The organism is Halomonas sp. R57-5 (genome assembly GCF_900070345.1).
Taxonomy (GTDB): Bacteria; Pseudomonadota; Gammaproteobacteria; order Pseudomonadales; family Halomonadaceae; genus Vreelandella; species Vreelandella ventosae_B.
In genome coordinates, this window is record NZ_LN813019.1 from 1,228,012 (window position 1) to 1,245,688 (window position 17,677).

The 17,677-nt window shown below is 51.5% G+C and carries 22 protein-coding genes; 11 read left to right on the top strand and 11 right to left on the bottom strand.

Features of this window, described 5'->3' with window-relative positions; genetic code table 11:
* Positions 1-32 precede the first annotated feature (32 nt).
* A complete protein-coding gene (locus HALO_RS05525; protein WP_035585382.1) occupies positions 33-557 on the top strand; it encodes a gamma carbonic anhydrase family protein in 525 nt (174 codons plus the stop codon).
* Between the two features lie 106 nt (positions 558-663).
* Here the strand turns inward: HALO_RS05525 and HALO_RS05530 are convergent, their stop codons facing one another.
* Positions 664-2,355, bottom strand: coding sequence for an L-lactate permease (locus HALO_RS05530; RefSeq protein ID WP_035585380.1), 1,692 nt, complete (start codon positions 2,353-2,355; stop codon positions 664-666).
* A gap of 387 nt (positions 2,356-2,742) precedes the next feature.
* Between HALO_RS05530 and HALO_RS05535 the strand changes: the two genes are divergently transcribed.
* The 3 genes from HALO_RS05535 (at position 2,743) to HALO_RS05545 (ending at position 4,769) form a co-directional block, all read left to right on the top strand.
* Entirely contained in the window at positions 2,743-3,435 is a 693-nt protein-coding gene (locus HALO_RS05535) for a glutathione S-transferase family protein (RefSeq protein ID WP_035585378.1), read from the top strand.
* Between the two features lie 103 nt (positions 3,436-3,538).
* Positions 3,539-4,228 carry a glutathione binding-like protein gene (locus HALO_RS05540; protein WP_035585376.1) on the top strand — a complete coding sequence of 230 codons (690 nt, stop codon included), beginning with the start codon at positions 3,539-3,541 and terminating at the stop codon, positions 4,226-4,228.
* Between the two features lie 181 nt (positions 4,229-4,409).
* Entirely contained in the window at positions 4,410-4,769 is a 360-nt protein-coding gene (locus tag HALO_RS05545) for a phasin family protein (RefSeq protein ID WP_035585375.1), read from the top strand.
* A gap of 75 nt (positions 4,770-4,844) precedes the next feature.
* Here the strand turns inward: HALO_RS05545 and HALO_RS05550 are convergent, their stop codons facing one another.
* Positions 4,845-6,212, bottom strand: a complete 1,368-nt coding sequence (locus tag HALO_RS05550) for a uracil-xanthine permease family protein (RefSeq protein WP_035585373.1) — start codon at positions 6,210-6,212, stop codon at positions 4,845-4,847.
* Between the two features lie 152 nt (positions 6,213-6,364).
* The gene (gene uraD / locus HALO_RS05555) at positions 6,365-6,901 is read right to left on the bottom strand and encodes a 2-oxo-4-hydroxy-4-carboxy-5-ureidoimidazoline decarboxylase (protein WP_035585371.1); all 537 of its coding nucleotides are present in this window, start codon (positions 6,899-6,901) and stop codon (positions 6,365-6,367) included.
* 146 nt (positions 6,902-7,047) lie between these two features.
* Here uraD and uraH point away from each other — a divergent pair, with 146 nt between their 5' ends.
* The 3 genes from uraH to HALO_RS05570 are packed head-to-tail and all read left to right on the top strand — an operon-like array spanning position 7,048 to position 9,410.
* Positions 7,048-7,401, top strand: a complete 354-nt coding sequence (uraH, locus tag HALO_RS05560) for a hydroxyisourate hydrolase (protein ID WP_035585369.1) — start codon at positions 7,048-7,050, stop codon at positions 7,399-7,401.
* Between the two features lie 11 nt (positions 7,402-7,412).
* Positions 7,413-8,615, top strand: coding sequence for a urate hydroxylase PuuD (locus HALO_RS05565; RefSeq protein ID WP_035585367.1), 1,203 nt, complete (start codon positions 7,413-7,415; stop codon positions 8,613-8,615).
* A gap of 15 nt (positions 8,616-8,630) precedes the next feature.
* The gene (locus HALO_RS05570) at positions 8,631-9,410 is read left to right on the top strand and encodes a GntR family transcriptional regulator (protein WP_050713158.1); all 780 of its coding nucleotides are present in this window, start codon (positions 8,631-8,633) and stop codon (positions 9,408-9,410) included.
* A 7-nt stretch (positions 9,411-9,417) separates the two neighbouring features.
* Here HALO_RS05570 and ilvY read toward each other — a convergent pair whose 3' ends face one another.
* Entirely contained in the window at positions 9,418-10,296 is an 879-nt protein-coding gene (ilvY, locus tag HALO_RS05575; RefSeq protein WP_035585742.1) for an HTH-type transcriptional activator IlvY, read from the bottom strand.
* 208 nt (positions 10,297-10,504) lie between these two features.
* Between ilvY and ilvC the strand changes: the two genes are divergently transcribed.
* From ilvC to HALO_RS05590, 3 genes are all read left to right on the top strand, one after another.
* Positions 10,505-11,977: a ketol-acid reductoisomerase gene (gene ilvC / locus HALO_RS05580; RefSeq protein ID WP_035585363.1), complete on the top strand. Its 1,473-nt coding sequence runs from the start codon at positions 10,505-10,507 to the stop codon at positions 11,975-11,977.
* A gap of 123 nt (positions 11,978-12,100) precedes the next feature.
* The gene (gene modF / locus HALO_RS05585; protein ID WP_035585362.1) at positions 12,101-13,588 is read left to right on the top strand and encodes a molybdate ABC transporter ATP-binding protein ModF; all 1,488 of its coding nucleotides are present in this window, start codon (positions 12,101-12,103) and stop codon (positions 13,586-13,588) included.
* A 45-nt stretch (positions 13,589-13,633) separates the two neighbouring features.
* Positions 13,634-13,783, top strand: coding sequence for a CopG family antitoxin (locus HALO_RS05590; RefSeq protein ID WP_081899176.1), 150 nt, complete (start codon positions 13,634-13,636; stop codon positions 13,781-13,783).
* A gap of 112 nt (positions 13,784-13,895) precedes the next feature.
* On the opposite strand, the gene HALO_RS05595 is transcribed toward HALO_RS05590, so the two are convergent.
* The 3 genes from HALO_RS05595 to HALO_RS23705 form a co-directional block, all read right to left on the bottom strand.
* Positions 13,896-14,192 (bottom strand): type II toxin-antitoxin system RelE/ParE family toxin, encoded by a 297-nt coding sequence (locus HALO_RS05595; RefSeq protein WP_035585360.1) that lies wholly within the window; start codon positions 14,190-14,192, stop codon positions 13,896-13,898.
* Entirely contained in the window at positions 14,192-14,446 is a 255-nt protein-coding gene (locus HALO_RS05600) for a type II toxin-antitoxin system ParD family antitoxin (RefSeq protein WP_035585358.1), read from the bottom strand. Before HALO_RS05600 ends, HALO_RS05595 begins: the two co-directional genes overlap by 1 nt.
* Before the next feature lie 113 nt (positions 14,447-14,559).
* Positions 14,560-15,006, bottom strand: a complete 447-nt coding sequence (locus HALO_RS23705; protein WP_442905733.1) for a DUF2971 domain-containing protein — start codon at positions 15,004-15,006, stop codon at positions 14,560-14,562.
* Between HALO_RS23705 and HALO_RS23445 the strand changes: the two genes are divergently transcribed.
* Positions 14,940-15,170, top strand: coding sequence for a hypothetical protein (locus HALO_RS23445; RefSeq protein WP_231896812.1), 231 nt, complete (start codon positions 14,940-14,942; stop codon positions 15,168-15,170). The two genes, HALO_RS23705 and HALO_RS23445, sit on opposite strands and share 67 nt — an antisense overlap.
* A 319-nt stretch (positions 15,171-15,489) precedes the next feature.
* Here HALO_RS23445 and HALO_RS05610 read toward each other — a convergent pair whose 3' ends face one another.
* The 4 genes from HALO_RS05610 to HALO_RS05625 all read right to left on the bottom strand — a co-directional run bounded on the left by HALO_RS05610 (position 15,490) and on the right by HALO_RS05625 (position 17,669).
* Positions 15,490-16,104 carry a hypothetical protein gene (locus HALO_RS05610; protein ID WP_035585354.1) on the bottom strand — a complete coding sequence of 205 codons (615 nt, stop codon included), beginning with the start codon at positions 16,102-16,104 and terminating at the stop codon, positions 15,490-15,492.
* 121 nt (positions 16,105-16,225) lie between these two features.
* Positions 16,226-16,468: a hypothetical protein gene (locus tag HALO_RS05615; RefSeq protein ID WP_035585352.1), complete on the bottom strand. Its 243-nt coding sequence runs from the start codon at positions 16,466-16,468 to the stop codon at positions 16,226-16,228.
* Positions 16,469-16,579: 111 nt separating this feature from the next.
* Positions 16,580-16,831: a hypothetical protein gene (locus HALO_RS05620; protein WP_035585350.1), complete on the bottom strand. Its 252-nt coding sequence runs from the start codon at positions 16,829-16,831 to the stop codon at positions 16,580-16,582.
* Positions 16,832-16,931: 100 nt separating this feature from the next.
* Complete coding sequence (locus HALO_RS05625; RefSeq protein WP_035585348.1) at positions 16,932-17,669, bottom strand: hypothetical protein; 738 nt, start codon at positions 17,667-17,669, stop codon at positions 16,932-16,934.
* Positions 17,670-17,677 lie beyond the last annotated feature (8 nt).

Here is a 17,677-nt window from a genome sequence, read left to right on the forward strand (position 1 = left end):
GTTAGAGTCAAACCAAAAATAAGGAGATTAATGTGGCCATTTACCAATACGGCGAGCATCAGCCAGATATCCATGACGATGTCTATATTGCCGAAACCGCGGATGTTATCGGCCAGGTAACGTTAAAGGCACGCGCAAGCGTGTGGTATCAGGCCGTTTTACGCGGAGATACCGATCACTTGGAAATTGGTGAAGAGAGCAATATCCAGGATGGCGCAGTGCTTCACGCTGACCCCGGTTTTCCCCTAAAAGTAGGGCGGGGCGTCACGGTCGGCCATCAGGCGATGCTGCATGGCTGCACCGTTGGCGATGGCTGCTTAATCGGTATTCAAGCGGTAGTACTTAACGGCGCCGTGATCGGCGAAAACAGCTTGGTGGGCGCGGGTGCTTTTATTAAGGAGGGCGCCGAGTTTCCAGCTAACTCACTGATTGTTGGCTCGCCTGCGCGTGTTGTGAGGGAGCTGTCCGCGGAAGCGGTGGCGGGTTTGAAGCAGAACGCCCAAAGCTACGTAGAGCGCGGCAAGCTCCACAGCCAAGGGTTAAAGCGCATCGGCTAACGCGGTAAACCATCAATACATAGGGCTTGAACGTCGCGCTAAAACAGCAAACCCCCAGGCTAAGCCTGGGGGTTTGCGTTTGAACACCTGCGAGTAAGTTTTAGGGCTACATCAATGGATCCGTTACGCCAATCACGTAGAACGCAATTAGCGCGATGATGCCAGTAAAGATGAGGTAGTAGAGGGTGGGCAGAATCGTCTTACGCAGCGTGGCGCCTTCACGGCCTAACAGCCCGACCGTTGCTGACGCCGCGACCACGTTATGAATGGCAATCATATTACCTGCCGCCGCACCCACGGCCTGCAGCGCTACCATCATGGCCGTAGAGAGGCCCAGGGTTTCAGCAACACTAAACTGGAATTCCGCCAGCATTAGATTGGATACCGTGTTGGAACCTGCAATAAAGGCGCCCAGCGCCCCTACCGCTGGAGCAAAGAAGGGGTAAATGCCGCCTACGCTACTGGCTACCGCCTGGGCCATCATCACCGGCATTGAGACAAGATCCGCGCCATTAACACCAGAGTTGATCAAGATGCGCACCATCGGCACGGTAAAGATCAACACGAAGCCCGCACCAAAAATCGTTTTGGTTGATTCAGACACCGCTGCGCTCATCTTTTGCGGGTTCATGCGGTGTAGGAAGTAAGTGACGATGACCACGGCAATAATAATGCCGCCCGGCAGGTAGAGCGGCTGAACACCACCGCTGACACCCGCTTCGCCAAGAATATTGCTCCAACTAAGATTAATTGAGGTTAGAGCGTTACGCAGCGGCTCGATAGTACGAGAGGCCACCAAGAACAGAGCGAGCAACACATAGGGTACCCAGCCTTTAAAGGTGGACATCGGCGCTCTGCCGACAACGTCATCAAGTTTGATCTGCAGGTTGCCGATCCACTCGTCTGGCCAAGAGGAAGACTCGGGGAAGTCCCAGGTGTCTTTAGGCAGCAGGAAACCACGTTTGGCGGCAGGTACTACAATCGCCAAGCCGACCATGGCGCCGATCATTGACGGGAACTCAGGGCCCAGTAGCACGCCTACCAGCATGTAAGGCACTACGAAGCAGATGCCGGTAAAGATGGCGAAAGGGGTAATCGACAGTCCCTCTTTCCACGATTTGTTAGCGCCAAAGAAGCGCACCATCACGGTGACCAAAATCAGCGGCATTAAAATACCCACGATACCGTGAGTAATCGCCACTTCGCTGGTCACAAGCTGGAAGAAGACATCCCAGCTAGAGCCTACCGAGTCGAGTTCGGCGCTAATACCTGCACGGTCCAGGCCGCTACCTACACCGACCACAATAGGCGTGCCTACTGCACCGAAGGAAACCGGCGTTGATTGAATCATCATACCCACGACCACCGCTGCCAGCGCAGGGAAGCCAAGAGCGACCATCAGTGGTGCGGCAACTGCCGCTGGCGTACCGAAGCCTGAAGCGCCTTCGATAAAGCAGCCGAACAGCCAAGCAACGATCAACGCCTGTACGCGGCGGTCAGGGCTAATGCCTGAAAAACCGTTACGGATAGCGGTAATGCCGCCGGAGTGCTTAAGGGTGTTAAGCAGCAGGATGGCGCCAAAGATGATCCACAAAAGACCAGCGGTCTGAATCAAGCCTTGAATAGTCGATGCCGCCACGCGGCTAAACGACATATCCCAAGCGGTTAAGCCAATAATGGCGGCGGTCAGAAAGACAATCGGCATCGCTATCTTGGCAGGTATTTTAAACCCGATGAGCAAAATACCGGCCAGCAACAGCGGCAGAAAGGCCAGAAGTGCAAGTATCGTTTCATTCATGGGAGGAACTGCCCCTTGTTATTGATTTGGTATGCTCCGCAATAACCGTCTGGCCGTTGTGGTGCCAGTCGGGTGTAGGTGAAAGATACGTTTAGGCTAACAAGATGACTACATTGGAAAATTGGTCTTACCAGTGCAACGCTTGTTTGGAATGCTGTTTTACGTTCTGTTTTTTAATATATAACATTGTTTTAATTGATTTTTTAGGGTTTTTCCGAGAGAGGTAGTCTAGCTGCTTCATTAGACTAATAGACAGTACAGTTACCCGCCATAAGATAAGTACAGCGCAAGCGAATCACATCGCTTGCGTCACAGGTAGCTTGCGCTCATTGTTATCGGCGTAAGTACCTATTACCAACAATGATCGACCACAAGGAGTTTAATACCGTGGCTATTACCCTCTATGATTTGTGTGGCCGCGATGAACGGCTTCGCTTTTCACCTTATTGCTGGCGCGTGCGTATGGCGCTTGCCCATAAAGGTCTGGAATACACCACCGTGGCATGGCGATTCCTCGATAAGGAAGCGCTGGCGTTTGCTGACTACGACAAAGTGCCGGTGCTTTGCGACGGCGAACAGGTGGTTACCGACAGCTTCGAGATCCTGAGCTATTTGGACAAGGCGTACCCCGAAGCACCCGTATTGGGCGAAGGCGTCAGCTATCAACGGGTATTACTGTTCAAATACTTCGTTGAGCGCAGCGTGAACCCGGCGCTTTTCCGCATTATTGCGATGGATTTATTCGCGGCCGTGCACCCAGACGACCGCGCCTATTTCCGTGAAACCCGTGAGGCGCGGTTTGGTTGCACGCTTGAAGAGTTCCACCAGCCCGAGCAGGGTAAGCAGCAGCTTAAACAGGTGCTGGCGCCAGTGCGTGATTTACTGCGTGACAGTCGCTTTTTAGACGGTGATTCCCCCAGCGGCTCAGATTACCTGCTGTTCGGGAGTATGATGTGGGTGCACGTTGTATCAACTCAGGCCGTCGTTGAGCCCGGCGACCCGGTAGATGAGTGGTTTAAACGTATGTTGAGCGTGCACGATGGTGCTGCAAGCAGTGCGCTGACTGTTCGCGATGTATAGTGTTAGTCGTACATATTGGCGGCACAGCGATGTGCCGCCTGAGGTAATGAGAAAACATTGATAGGCTCACGAGTGAATCAACGTTTTCCTAAAGGAGATGGCAATGATTGACCTGTACTACTGGACAACCCCCAACGGCCATAAAATCTCCCTTATGCTCGAAGAAGCCAACCTGGCGTACCGAGTGAAGCCGGTTAACATTGGCCGAGGCGAACAGTTTGATCCTGAATTTCTTACTATTGCCCCCAATAACCGTATTCCTGCCATTGTCGATCACTCCCCCCAGGATGGCGGCCAGCCGCTGTCGATGTTTGAGTCGGGTGCGATCCTAGAGTATCTCGCTGATAAGAGCGGGCTCTTTTTGCCTTCAGCCGGGCGCGAACGCTATATCGTATTGCAGTGGCTGCACTGGCAAATGGGCGGGTTAGGCCCAATGGCAGGCCAAAATCACCACTTCTGCCACTACGCGCCGCAAAAAATTGACTACGCCATTGAGCGCTACGTGCGCGAAACCAATCGGCTTTACAGCGTGTTGGATCAGCGCTTGGCCCATCACACCTATGTGGGTGGCGATGACTATTCGATTGCCGATATGGCGATCTATCCCTGGATTGTACCTTGGGAAAAACAGCGTCAAACGTTAGAAGAGTTTCCGGACTTGGAGCGCTGGTTCGATATGATCAAAGCACGCCCAGCCGTGCGTCGTGCCTACGCTTTGGTCGAAGACGTTAATCCTCAGGCGGGCGTAGAAATGGATGAGCAGGCGCGTAAGCACTTGTTCGGTAACCGCTAGTAGCAAGGCGGCTGTCGGCCATTCTAACGGTCAGTGAGTGAGCATGCGCAGGATGAGGAAAAATCATGTTGCGCTGCACAAAAAGCACTGCTAGCTTTAAGCCAGCAGAGGCAAAAGCCTGACGTAAGAACCGCCTAACCGAGGCGTGTTTATGTGCTAGCTCACTCTTGGAGGTATTACGATGAATAAAGCAACGACTGATAAAACCAAGCAACAGTTTGAGTCTGTTTTTGTTTCACCGATGCGTTCTTACACACTGACTGCGCTTGATTATTATGACCAGTTGTTCAGTGCTCAGTTGGATGCTGCCCGTGCCTACTCGGACATGGCGATTACACAAGCGCGTACTTGGCTTGACGTCAAAGACCCAGACAGCTTCAAAAAAGCCATGGAAAGCCAGCAAAAAACCGCGAGTGATTTTATGGAGCGGATGAAGGGAGACACGGAAAAAGTCACCTCCATCAGCAAAAGCTTTGCGGAAGATAGCCAGAAGCAAGTAGAAGAGACCACTAAGAAAGCGGTAGAGACTGCCAAGCAGTAATTGAAAAAGCAGTAATCGAAAGTAACACCGCTTAACAACGCCGCGCCCGATAGGGTGCGGCGTTTTGCTTGAAAGCTATTGTTGACGAGAATCAGCTTCAGCCTTCGCCAATTTAGCACGCCTATCTGGCTTGCCCGGCAAGATGGCATCCAACAGAAGCGCGGCGAGTGCCGCAGGCACCAAGCCTGATTTAAGCAACAGACCCAGCTGCCCTGGCATGGTGTCAGAAATCGCCTCAACGGCGGGTAGGCCGATACCCAAGCTTAGGGAGACGGCAATGATCAGCATATTGCGCTGATCCAGCTCGCACTCTTTGATGATTTTGAGGCCCGCTGAGGCGATCATGCCGAACATCACCACACCCGCACCACCCAGTACCGCAGGTGGCATGGCCGCCACTAGCCCGCCCAGCTTGGGGAATAGACCCATGGCGATTAATAGCAACCCGCCAATGGTGACTACGTGGCGGCTAACTACGCCGGTGAGGGTAATCAGGCCGACATTCTGGGCGTAAGCGGTGTTGGGCAGTGTATTGAAAACGGCGGCAAAGGACGTTGCTACGCCATCGGCCATCACGCCGCCGGAAAGCTCGCGGTCTTTAGCAGGGCGGCCAGCCCCTGTGGTGGTAATTGCAGAGATATTACCGATCGTCTCTAAGCCAACCACAAACATAATCAGCGTCATACCGACGATCGCGGTGCCAGAGAACGTCATGCCGTACTCCAGTGGCTTGGGGAGCGCAAACCAGGCAGCATTGCTCAGTGAGGTGAAATCAACCTTGCCTAGGGCAATAGCGACCAGGTAACCGGCCATTAAGCCAAACAGAATCGAGGAGGCTTTAATAAAGCCCCGCCCATATTGGTGAACAGCAATCGTAATACTGAGTACAAAGAGCGCCAGCGTGAGGTTGCCGGGGGATGCAAAGTCATCCGCGCCCACCCCGCCAGCGGCGTAATTAAGGCCCACTGGCATCAGCGTAATACCGATCAGTAGCACCACAATCCCGGTGACCACTGGGGAGAACCAGTGACGAATCTTCTTTAAAAAAGCCCCCAGTACAATTTGCAGCAAACCCGCCACAAATGAGGCGCCCAGAACGGCGGGTAAGCCAAACGCCTTCGCCAGTGGCAGCGCCACTGGTAAAAAACCAAAGCTGGTGCCCTGTACAATTGGTAAGCGTGCGCCAAAGGGGCCGATACCGATGGTTTGTACCAACGTGGACACCCCCGCGACAAACAGCGCTACCTGAATTAAAAAGATCTGCTCCGCTGGATTGGCGCCGATGACGCCCGCAATAATAATCGGTGGCGTAACGTTGCCCGCGAACATGGCCATAATGTGCTGAAGGCCAAGCGGAATCGCTTTTGATAACGGCGGCATCGCATCGGGGTTTTGATTAATGGTACGCGAAGGCCGCGTTTGGGCATCGGGCGGAGTCGACATAAAAAGCCTTTATTCGCAGTGGGTGGCATTGTTTTCTTCTTGCATCCATTAACTAATAAAAGTGTATACAAGAAACAATTGCAATAGCCCGTTTGGCGAATAGTCTTCAACGCTTGTCGATTTAACCCCGCCCTTTAGCTGTACCCAATGATTTATTGCTCGGCGCGCGCCCTCAAACGAAAGCGTGCAATGCGAATAATTTGTTGAATGGCCGTTTGCCGCTCGGTTACTGCGTCGTTGTTCAGGCGCTCCTCAAAAGCAGCTAATATGGCATGGCGATCCAGCCCTTTAACGGCAATTACAAAGGGAAAACCAAATTTCTTCTTATACGCCGCGTTAAGCGCCTCAAAGCGCGAAAATTCTTCAGGACTGCACTGATCAAGCCCTGCGCCTGCCTGTTCGCTGGTCGAATCCTGGGTTAATTCACCGGCAAGAGCGGCTTTGCCGGCTAGATCCGGGTGCGCTTGGATCACCTTGATTTGCTGTTCACTGCTCGCCTGCTGCAACATAAGCCCCATCAGTTCGGCCAGCGCGTCCGGGGTATCATGGACTTCAGTCAAGCCTTGCTGCCAAGCGGATTCGGCTACCCAGGGCGAGTGCTCATAAACGTCCCCATAGTGATGGGTCATCATTTCCAGGCTGCACTGGCTGGGCGCGGGTGAAAGCAGTAACGGATTAGATGTGGGCACTGGCACTCTCCAAAGCGGGAAATTTTAATGCGACAAATGTTCAAAACGTGCAGGGATGGAATTACTGTATACAATAAATAGCAGTAACGGTACTCTTTGACCAGTAGGTCAAGTCGTGCAAACAACGCTATTAATAAGGAGTGGCCATGGGACGCTTAACCACCCACGTACTGGATACCGCCAAAGGTCAGCCCGGTCATGGCATTACCATTGAGGTGTTTCGCCTTTCAGGCAGCGAACGCCAGCATCTAACCACAGTGACCACCAACAGTGACGGACGTTGCGATGCGCCCATTTTAGACGGTGAGGCACTCACCGCAGGGGAGTACGAACTGGTGTTCCATGCTGGCGACTATCTGCGTGCTCAGGGCGTTGAAGCGGCTGAACCACGCTTTTTAGACGTTATCCCGCTGCGCTTTGGCGTTGCGGATGCCAGCCAACACTATCATGTGCCGTTGCTGCTTTCGCCTTACGGTTATTCAACTTATCGCGGTAGTTAAGAGGGCCTGGCATGCAAGCCTATATTATTGATTTTGTGAACTTGCTGCTGCGCTGGCTGCATGTGATTGCGGCTATCGCCTGGATCGGCGAGTCGATCTATTTCGTGATGCTGGATAATAGCCTGCGCTCGCCGAAGGCAGCGGAAGACCGCGAAAAGGGCGTGTTTGGCGAAATGTGGTCGGTGCATGGCGGCGGCTTCTACCACAACCAGAAGTACGCCACGGCGCCTGCCAAGCTGCCCAATGATCTGCACTGGTCATTCTGGAAAGCCTACACCACCTGGCTTTCCGGCTTTGCGCTGTTCGTCATTCTCTACATGGTTAATCCGGGCTTCTATTTGGTAAACCCTAATAGTCCCTGGCAGTGGGCCGCCAACATGACGGGCTGGCAGGCCAATATTCTGGCGTTGGCCTTTTTATTAGGCGGCTGGGTGGTTTACAACGAACTGTGTAAGCGCATTAGCCCCAATATGGATCGCGACGGCCTGCTCAGCGTTGCGGTTGCCGTCATGATGGTCGTGGTGGCCTACCTAAGCACGCAAATGTTCACCGGCCGCGCCGCCTTTTTGCTCACCGGTGCCGTCATGGCGACGGCGATGTCGGCTAACGTCTTCTTCTGGATTATTCCCGGCCAGCGCCGCATGGTAAAAGCCATGAAGGCGGGCGATGCGCCCAATCCGCTGGATGGCAAACGCGGCAAACAGCGCTCGGTGCATAACACCTACTTCACGCTGCCGGTCGTTTTGCTGATGGTGAGTAATCACTACTCGTTTATCTACTCCCATGAGCTTGCCTGGGTGGTGATGGTGCTGTTTATCTTTGCCGGTGCTTTGATACGGCAATTCTTTGTTCTAATGCACGCAGGCAAAACCCAGCCCGCGTATCCCGCTTTTGGGGTAGGGCTTATTCTGTTGGCGTTTTGGGTGGCCGCACCGAGTGCTTCGTCAACGGGTAGTGATGCCGACGCACAAGGGCCTGATCAGGCACAAATCACCGGTTTGATTGAGCAGCACTGTGTGCAGTGCCACGCACGCAACCCGGAACATGCCGGTTTCTCCGCACCACCGGCTGGGTTTGCGTTTGAGAACTGGGATGAAATTCTCGGCCAGAAGACGCAAATTCAGCAGGTCGTGGCCAGCCGCTATATGCCGTTAGGCAATATGACCAACATGAGCGATGAAGAGCGCGATATCATTGCCGCTTGGGAGGAATAATCAAAGAGGCCAGCTATGAGTGATGCGCAGGCGCCGGAAAAGCGGCGCGCTCCTGTCAAAGAAGGTAAAGACAGCAAAGAGGGCGACGAGCGCCACGAGTCTATCTATCGTGCCGTCAGCGATGCGATTGTTGAGCAGCGCTTAAAGCCCGGCGCACGGCTGCGCGAAGATGCGCTGGCGGATGTCTTTGGCATTAGTCGCACCGGTATTCGTAAAATTCTGCAGCGCTTAGCGCTGGAGCAGTTAGTCACGCTAACACCGCGCCGCGGGGCCAGCGTTACTCGGCCCACTGCCGATGAAGCCAAAGACGTTTTCGATGCCCGCCAGTTAATTGAGTGCGGATTAATGCCTGACGTAGCCCGACGCATGGGCGAAAAAGCGGCCGCGGAGCTGCGCGAAATGGCCCGCCAGGAGCGTCAGGCGCTGCGCAGCGGCCAACAGAGCGTCGCCATTCGGCTATCGGCCGACTTTCATGTGCGCCTAGCGCAGCTATCAGGCAACGCCACCCTGGCGGAATTTGTCGAGCGGCTCTGCTCGCGCTCTTCGCTGATCCTTGCCGTCTACGGCCACCGCGGTCATTTGGGCTGCGAATCCCACGACCACGACGATCTGATCGGCTACCTGGAGGCAGGCAACGGCGAGCGCGCCAAAGCCTTTATGAGCCGCCACCTAAAAGCCATCGAAGCCTCGCTCTCCATGGTCGAAGAGGAAGAGAGCGCACCGGATCTGCAGCAGATTTTTGGCGGGKAAGGGCGGTTTCGGATCGCTAAAAAAACAGCGCCTGGGGCTTATTAAGCAGGGCTTACATCAACCGCCAAAACGCGTCGACCAGTGGGTTTTTTAGGTTTTTCTTTAAGGTAAACAAACCAATATCGTAGGGTTCCAGTTCCGGTGTCACGTCGAGCACGCGAATGCGATCCATCAATGGGCTGTTGTCGAGGACGATTTTTGGCACCACGCCAATCCCAAAGCCCAAGCTCACCATGCTCACGATGGCTTCATTGCCGGTGACCTGTGCATAAATGCGCGGGGAGACATCCAACTGGCGAAACCACTCATCCACACGGGCTCTTGAGACACCGCTCTCCGATAGAATCATCGGGATGCTCGCCCACTCTTGCGGTGTGGTTGGCGTGTTCGTTGGCACATTCGGCACCTGCTGCTCAAGGGGCGCAATAAACAGCAAAGGCGACGTGGCAATGGATTTAAACGCCAGGCCTCGCGGCAAGTTGGCAGGCTGGGCCGCGATGCTAAGATCTTCTTTACCATCCAGAACATGCGCAATCGCGTGTTCTGGATCCCCCGTGCGCAGCTTGATTTCTATGATCGGGTAGGCAATACGAAAACGGCGCAGCAGCTCGTGCAAAAAGCTGTAGCTGGCGGTGACGGAGCCATACAGGCTGATTTCCCCGCTTAATTGATCAGGATTGTCCGTCAATTCATGACGAATCAAATGCCATTGGCTGCTGGCATCGCGGGCGTACTTGAGAAACTTTTGCCCCTCCTGGGTCAACACCACGGTACGGTTGTCGCGATTAAACAGCGACACCCCCAGCTCCTCTTCTAAATGCCGAATATTGCGCGACAGGGCAGAAATGCTGACATAGCACTCATCGCTGGCGCGCCCGAAATGCAGGGTTTCTGCCAAGGCCAGGAATTGTTTTAAAATTTTAAAATTCATAAACGCCATCATAATTGAGTTTTGCAAAAAAAGGGACATGCTGTTGCAAATATATCAATTTAAGAAATGGTCATTTTTGGTTAGATTGGCCTTACTCACATAACGCTGGGTCTCGCATCTGGCGGCTGTGTCMCTCTCTTAAGTACCGGTTTTAGCATCGGTGTGCCTCACATCGATGTCGCGATCATAAAACATTAGGATGCTAACGATGGCTAACTACTTCAATACGCTGCCGCTCCGCGAGCAACTGGCTCAACTCGCCAAATGTCGTTTCATGTACAGCTCTGAATTTGCCGATGGCGTAGAAGCGCTGAAAGGCAAAAAAATGGTCGTGATCGGCTGTGGCGCCCAAGGCCTCAACCAAGGCTTGAACCTACGCGACAGCGGCTTAGACGTCTCTTACGCACTGCGCCCTGAAGCCATTGAGCAAAAGCGTCAGTCGTGGAAAAACGCCACCGAGAACGGTTTTGTTGTAGGTACCTACGAAGAGTTGATCCCCACGGCAGACGTTGTATTGAACCTGACGCCCGATAAGCAGCACACCTCTGTTGTAAAGGCGGTAATGCCGCTGATGAAAGAGGGCGCCTGCCTATCTTACTCCCACGGTTTCAACATCGTAGAAGAGGGCATGAAAATCCGTGAAGACTTAACCGTCATCATGGTGGCGCCCAAATGCCCAGGTTCCGAAGTTCGCGCTGAATACGTGCGTGGTTTCGGCGTTCCCACCTTGATCGCCGTTCACGAAGCCAACGATCCGAAAGGCGAAGGCCTTGCCCTGGCAAAAGCCTACGCAGTGGGCACTGGCGGCCACAAAGCTGGCGTACTGATGTCCTCTTTCATCGCGGAAGTTAAATCCGACCTGATGGGTGAGCAGACGATCCTTTGCGGCATGCTGCAAACCGGCTCTATCCTCTGCTTCGACAAAATGATCGAAGAGGGTATCGAGCCTGGCTACGCCTCTAAGCTGATCCAGTACGGCTGGGAAAACATCACGGAAGCACTGAAATACGGCGGCGTGACCAACATGCTGGACCGTCTTTCTAACCCGGCCAAGATCAAAGCTTTTGATCTTGCTGAAGAGCTAAAAGACATCATGCGTCCGCTCTACAACAAGCACCAAGACGACATCATGAGCGGCCATTTCTCTCACACGATGATGGAAGACTGGGCGAATGATGACGCGAACCTGCACAAATGGCGGGCAGAAACAGCAGAAACCAACTTCGAGAAAACTCCTGCTGCTGACGTAGAGATTACTGAACAGGAATACTTCGACAACGGCATCTTGATGGTAGCGATGGTGAAAGCGGGCGTTGAGCTTGCTTTCGAAACCATGACCGCGGCTGGCATTATCGCCGAGTCGGCTTACTACGAGTCGCTCCACGAAACGCCACTGATCGCCAACACTATCGCGCGTAAGAAACTGTACGAAATGAACGCGACCATCTCTGACACCGCGGAGTACGGTTGCTACCTCTACAACCACGCTTGTGTGCCGCTACTGGCTGACTTTATGAAAGGCATCAAATCCGATGTTATCGGTAAAGGCCTGGATCTGGACGACAACGGCGTAGATAACGCCCGTTTAATCGAAGTCAACGATGCCCTGCGCGCTCACCCGGTTGAAGCCGTGGGCTCAGTGCTGCGTGGCCATATGGCGGACATGAAGAAGATCGTTTAATCGGCTGATTAAATGATAGACCGCTAAGTCATCAAAAAAGCCGAGATATCGCCACGATATTCTCGGCTTTTTTGTCTCATTGCATGCGAACAGTGATTTTTCCAAACAATAAGGAACACATTGATGGAGCCTTCAAGCCGCTTAGCGCGTATTCAGCTAAATAAAGCGACGATCAGTTTTGATGACCGCTTCACCCTAAGCGAGATTGATTGGATCATTGAACCCTACCAGCATTGGGTTATCACTGGCACCAATGGCTCAGGCAAATCGGCCCTGGCGGCAGCGTTGGCTGGCGTTGGTAAGATTGAAGCGGGCACTATTCAAGGGCTTCCCAAAAACATTGGCTTGGTCTCTTTCGAAGCGCAAGCCGAACTGATCGCCAAAGAGTTAAAAAAAGACGATGCCGATATCATGGATGTCATTTCACTTGGCACCCCCGTCAATGAAATGATTTTCGAGCAGTGCCAAGACCCTGAACTCGCCAGCGAGCTGGTCGAAAAGTTCGGTCTTACGAAGCTACTCGACCGCGCCTTTCGTAAGCTCTCCACGGGCGAAACCCGAAAAGTCATGCTGATTCGTGCTCTGTCGAGCAAGCCGGACTTGCTGATTTTAGACGAGCCGTTTGATGGTTTGGACGTCGACACCCTCGCCATGCTGCAAGCCCATCTCGCCTCCATCATCGATACCGTTCCCATGGTGATGGTGCTGAATCGCTTTGATGAAATGCCGGACTTCATCACCCATATTGCCTATCTGGATAAACAGCGCTTGGAGAAAAAGAGAGGAGATAAAAAGCGAGGAGATAGCGGACGTTTAGCATTCACCGTAGACCGTCAGGACGAAGCCGCCTTCAATGAGCTTTACCAATTGCTGCATTTGAAAACCACCGACCTAAGCCTGCCCGAGGCCGACCCAGCCAATAAATTACCCGCTCTCGACCCCAGTCAGCCGTTAGTGAAGCTCAAGCAAGCGACTATCCAATACGGCGATACCGTGATTGTCGATAAGCTGGATTGGACGATAGAGCAGGGGCAGCACTGGCAACTAAGTGGCCCCAACGGTAGCGGTAAAACCTGTGTTTTGTCCCTGATCACAGGGGATCACCCCCAGTGCTATACCAACGATATTTTTGTGTTTGGCTTCCAGCGCGGTAACGGCGAAAGCATCTGGCAGATCAAGCAGTTTATCGGCTATGTCTCCACTGCCCTGCAGTGGGAGTATCGCGTCAGCACCAGCTGCAAAAACGTGATTATTTCCGGCTTCTACGACAGCATCGGCGTGTACACAAAATCCACCGATCATCAGAAAAAAATCGCCGACCAGTGGCTCGAACTACTCGGCATGAAAGACCGCGCCGATCAGCCCTTTAACAAACTCTCTTACGGCGACCAGCGCTTGCTGCTTATCGCCCGCGCCATGGTGAAACACCCGCCGCTGTTGATTCTAGACGAGCCCTGCCTCGGCCTGGACGATATGAACCGCCAGCTGGTTCTCGCGCTCATCGAGAAAATTTGTGCAGGGAAAGAGACCACGGTGCTTTACGTCAATCACCACACGGAAGATAAAATAAAAGAAATAGACAATCATTTGGCGCTGGAGAAGAATCACTAGTTGTAACCTCCGCTCGCGATATGCACCGAAAGGAGAGGGCTGTTTATGAGCAAGCTAAAAAAGATGCCTGAGTTCAAAACCGAGGAGGAAGAGCGAGAATTCTGGGAAACCCATGATTCTTCCGACTATTTGGACTGGAGCCAAGCAAAACCGGTTTCTTTCTCGAAGCTGAAGCCCTCAACCACGACTATCTAACTCCGCTCACCGGAAAATTAGGAGCGTAGCGAGTAATTGTCGCTATTTGTTGGGCGGCAACGGCACGGGGCTTGCTGGAGATCTTGAAGCTGCGCCGAAAATATAGCGCCCACTACTCCAGAAGCCTTTCCGGTGCATCCATGTCCTCGTGAAGCACACGAACAACGAGCACTTCCGAGTCATGCAGTTGATAAAAAACAGCGTGGTGCTCGACCTGTAATCTGTGATACCCAGAAAAAACATGGTCGTAGTTCGCGCCAAGCGATGGATGATCAATCAGCCGTTTCATGCCGGTCTCAAGCCGATCCAGGTAATTATCCGCCTGATCAACGCCCCATTCCTCACAGGTATACACCCAAATTCCGATGAGATCTGATTCCGCCTTTGGCGTGACATTTAACTCAAGCACTAATCAACCGCCTTGATCCGCTTACGGCCAGCCGCCTTAATAGCCGATATATCCAGGGGTTTCGGGTTCCCGCTTGACTCACCCTCAACGAGGGCTTGTCTTAGCATGGCAAGGCGTTGTTTGGTCTGCTGATCCCTTCGGATAAGATCGCGGATGTATTCACTATCATTGCCATAGTGACCGCTTTCAATCTGAGCTTTTACCCAGTCGTTCTGCTGCTCAGTCAGCGTGATGGTTTTCCGGTGCATGCTCATAGTTGATACTCCAAACATGGGAGAGGTATGACATTATCATACTCTTCCCGACCCTGAATCAATGCTCTTCTTATTGCTGTCAGCAGGGCTGGGGGTTAGAAACTCCCAGTGATTTACTTGAGGCCCCGTCGCTTCGCATCGAGGTGACTGGTATAAGTAAAGTGTTCAAATTCGACCTTAAAGTGCTCCTCACTCCGCAGTCCCTGCCAAAATCTAACATTCGGGTTCTGACCAGAAAGGATAAGGCACACGATCTCCATACAGTCTGTGTCAATATCTGGGCCGAAATACACTCCGCGCAGCGCTTCGGAGGGATATGTGAAAGCTGTTCCAGCTACATGGTGGATGGCTCGCCATTCTCTCTCGTAACTCCAGTTAATCGATTTTGTACAAAACAGGTTCAGGTAGTCGTCGTATCTGTCTTGAAGAATTATTGTGATTGGATCGATTCTTGGTATCTGCTCTACGTATTTGACTTCTCGGAGCTTATGGAATGGCTCGTAGTCAGTGGCAAACTCCAAGCAAAAACCCTTATACCGCCCGCCATAATGAGACCACATTAGAAGATCATGGTGAATCTCTGAAAAGCACGATACTCCTTTCTCTGAAAGAAAGTTCTCCGCGTAATCCTCAGCAACCTTTCGGGCGCTTCGCACCACAAGTTCTCGAAGTTGTTCACAACTCAAATGTTCCAGTTCTTCTCGACCTTGTTCAGGCAAGTTGAACCGAGCCAAGTAGTGCCGTCGAACCTGTTCGATCTGTTCGTCTGTCGGTACTGCAAAGTTCGGCCTCAAAGCACAGTCGTAAGGGTCGTTGAAGTTTTGTGGTGATCCAAAATAGATTGTCTGCGTCTTGAGGTTGCGCAAGGACTGAACGGTAAAGTCTTCGTACTTGTATATGGTCGAAGGGTAAGAGTCATTCATATGGCTTTATTCACTACACCTCGACGTTGATGGTGAAAGTTTCTGGATGCCTAACGCTGCCAACACCTGCCGTGCGTAGTGAGGTCCAGCGCACGTAGTGCGCGATGGTGCTTGACCTTGTTATGCACTGTCTGCCCCCAACTTATTCATAAGCTTATCTTGTGCTCTATACCGCTCTTCTTGAATCTTAATAATTTGCTTTCTCTTGTCGTTAAGCATTTCATTTGGACTCCAATTCTCCGGTGCTTCAAAAGCAGGGAGCTTTGCGTACTTTCTTAGTCTTTTAGCCAGCCCCATGGCGAAAAGGCCCAGCTCAGAATAATGTAGCTGTCTAGCTTCAAACCCCTCTTCGTAATATGGTGGCCCTTCCACATGATCGAATATGGAGGATATGGCTTCATTTGCAGTTTCTATCTTATTTGGCAGGTTTAAAATTTCGTACATTAGATTTGAAGGTAGCGATCTCCAATCTACATCAAGATCATTCGGGTTAAACTCTGGTGGTGTAACCTGTATACGCGCACACCCATCCTTGTCATATTGACCATACGAAGTACCATCATCCTGAGCTACATCAACACACCTATAAACAAAGCGATCCAGTTCACAAGCCACTCTTATTGCCAAATATTCATATTCCTTTTTTCTCTTTGCCTTTTGAAATATCCAGTCTTTTAGAATTCCAAGCAAGACACCAAGGGCAACGCCGACTAAACCTATTATTGCTTTATCCATTGCCTACTCGCTCATGTCTTTGAATTGCATAACGCACGCTACACAAGCGAGCAACTTGTTGCGAGTCGAGCGCCCAACGGGCGCGTTTGTGCTGGCGCTGTTTATGAGCTTGTGAGCGCATCTACATCAATTCCCATGGTAAGTCGCGTCTTCCATTTACGGGTTTAAGTACACCATCATTTCTTAGCTGCTGAGCAGCCCAGCGAATATCATACTGCCAGGTATACAAGAGATCGCCGGAGGCTTTGAGTTCTGCTTCGTGATTGTCCCAAACATATTTTGAAACTTCACGAGGCCAACCACTACCTCCTCGCTGTTGAAGGCATGCAATTATCCAAAGTTTCATGCTTTCTCTGGTTACCATGAGATCTCCTGGCTGGCCCCTCATAACGCCGGTTATGTGCGGCGCGAGGAACGAGCGTCTGGCGCCCACAGGGCGCGTACACAATAACCTTGTTATATGGTATTGAATGCACTATTTGTTCAAAGTATCCACCAGCGGGCCAATCCCTTCCTGTTCTAGGGTCGAATTCGGCTCCGCCATCGCCTTATCATCAGAAGCTAACTGGTCATCCCATATCGTTGAAGTCCCGCTTTCATCAACCACTTCCCGGAAACACCCTGTGGGTGGCTCAATTCCCCGATAAGTCCGAACGTCAATAGTGTGACCATCCAGGGTGAACTCCTGACAGTGGCGGCTGTCTTCATTTGGATACTCTTCCTCCATCTCGCCTCCCCTCGATCAATTCAATGACTTATAACACACGCCTCAATGGCCGGAGGTCAGATTGCAGGCGTTTGTTATGTGATTTTAAAGGTGTAAATTTTTAACCTTCTTCACCATCAGGATACCTTTCTGACGGGCCTATAATGTTAATAAGTTGAACAATAAAATGATACGTCGCCAATATATAATCTTGCACCCTTAAAGGTACATTGCTTATAGATTTTCCATCGTATATTCTGAAATATTGAAATTTTGCAAGCTGCTCATCGACACTATATGAATGCTTAATTTTATTATTAAGAACTCTAATTTCGTTAATTGTTTCGTACGCTGCAAGTAGCTCAATATCAAAGTCATTTTCTTTAAATTTATTGACTATTTCATGCCATCTATGAGAGTTTGACGCTTGCTTTGATAATAAAACTTGAAGAGCACGATTGGTATACTGCTCTATAGTAGCCCAGAGGTTAATAACCAAGCTTTCATTGGCAATACACTTGATTTGGCTTTGTTGTTTGTAAATATCAAATGCATTGAATGCCATTCGAGTGGTTGCTACTTGTTCAGGGTTATCATCACAAACGTTGTCGAAAATTCCCTGATAATGTTCATTGAATGCTTCAAACCCTGGCTCTACAACTTGTTGATTATTCTTGTGTGTAACCATCACAAAGCGATGGAACATAACGATATCATCTATCCTTTGAATTGCTTGCAGCCTCAACTCGAAGCGTTTCTCACCTTCTGGAAACTCACAGATATCATCAATCATTTCCTTATGCAGGGGGTTGCCATCGTTTTCGTTAATAAATTCATTGATTGTTGGTAAAAATGACATAAAAGCAT

What these genes read in the sequence shown, in the direction of transcription:
- HALO_RS05565 (WP_035585367.1), top strand. Translation starts at nt 7,413, where the DNA reads ATGCAAGCCTATATTATTGATTTTGTGAACTTGCTGCTGCGCTGGCTG.
- HALO_RS05620 (WP_035585350.1), bottom strand. Translation starts at nt 16,831, where the DNA reads ATGGAGGAAGAGTATCCAAATGAAGACAGCCGCCACTGTCAGGAGTTC.
- HALO_RS05550 (WP_035585373.1), bottom strand. Translation starts at nt 6,212, where the DNA reads ATGTCGACTCCGCCCGATGCCCAAACGCGGCCTTCGCGTACCATTAAT.
- modF (WP_035585362.1), top strand. Translation starts at nt 12,101, where the DNA reads ATGGAGCCTTCAAGCCGCTTAGCGCGTATTCAGCTAAATAAAGCGACG.
- HALO_RS23445 (WP_231896812.1), top strand. Translation starts at nt 14,940, where the DNA reads ATGGCTCGTAGTCAGTGGCAAACTCCAAGCAAAAACCCTTATACCGCC.
- HALO_RS05540 (WP_035585376.1), top strand. Translation starts at nt 3,539, where the DNA reads ATGATTGACCTGTACTACTGGACAACCCCCAACGGCCATAAAATCTCC.
- HALO_RS05625 (WP_035585348.1), bottom strand. Translation starts at nt 17,669, where the DNA reads ATGTCATTTTTACCAACAATCAATGAATTTATTAACGAAAACGATGGC.
- HALO_RS23705 (WP_442905733.1), bottom strand. Translation starts at nt 15,006, where the DNA reads ATGTGGTCTCATTATGGCGGGCGGTATAAGGGTTTTTGCTTGGAGTTT.
- ilvY (WP_035585742.1), bottom strand. Translation starts at nt 10,296, where the DNA reads ATGAATTTTAAAATTTTAAAACAATTCCTGGCCTTGGCAGAAACCCTG.
- HALO_RS05590 (WP_081899176.1), top strand. Translation starts at nt 13,634, where the DNA reads ATGAGCAAGCTAAAAAAGATGCCTGAGTTCAAAACCGAGGAGGAAGAG.
- ilvC (WP_035585363.1), top strand. Translation starts at nt 10,505, where the DNA reads ATGGCTAACTACTTCAATACGCTGCCGCTCCGCGAGCAACTGGCTCAA.
- HALO_RS05530 (WP_035585380.1), bottom strand. Translation starts at nt 2,355, where the DNA reads ATGAATGAAACGATACTTGCACTTCTGGCCTTTCTGCCGCTGTTGCTG.
- HALO_RS05545 (WP_035585375.1), top strand. Translation starts at nt 4,410, where the DNA reads ATGAATAAAGCAACGACTGATAAAACCAAGCAACAGTTTGAGTCTGTT.
- HALO_RS05610 (WP_035585354.1), bottom strand. Translation starts at nt 16,104, where the DNA reads ATGGATAAAGCAATAATAGGTTTAGTCGGCGTTGCCCTTGGTGTCTTG.
- uraH (WP_035585369.1), top strand. Translation starts at nt 7,048, where the DNA reads ATGGGACGCTTAACCACCCACGTACTGGATACCGCCAAAGGTCAGCCC.
- HALO_RS05600 (WP_035585358.1), bottom strand. Translation starts at nt 14,446, where the DNA reads ATGAGCATGCACCGGAAAACCATCACGCTGACTGAGCAGCAGAACGAC.
- HALO_RS05615 (WP_035585352.1), bottom strand. Translation starts at nt 16,468, where the DNA reads ATGGTAACCAGAGAAAGCATGAAACTTTGGATAATTGCATGCCTTCAA.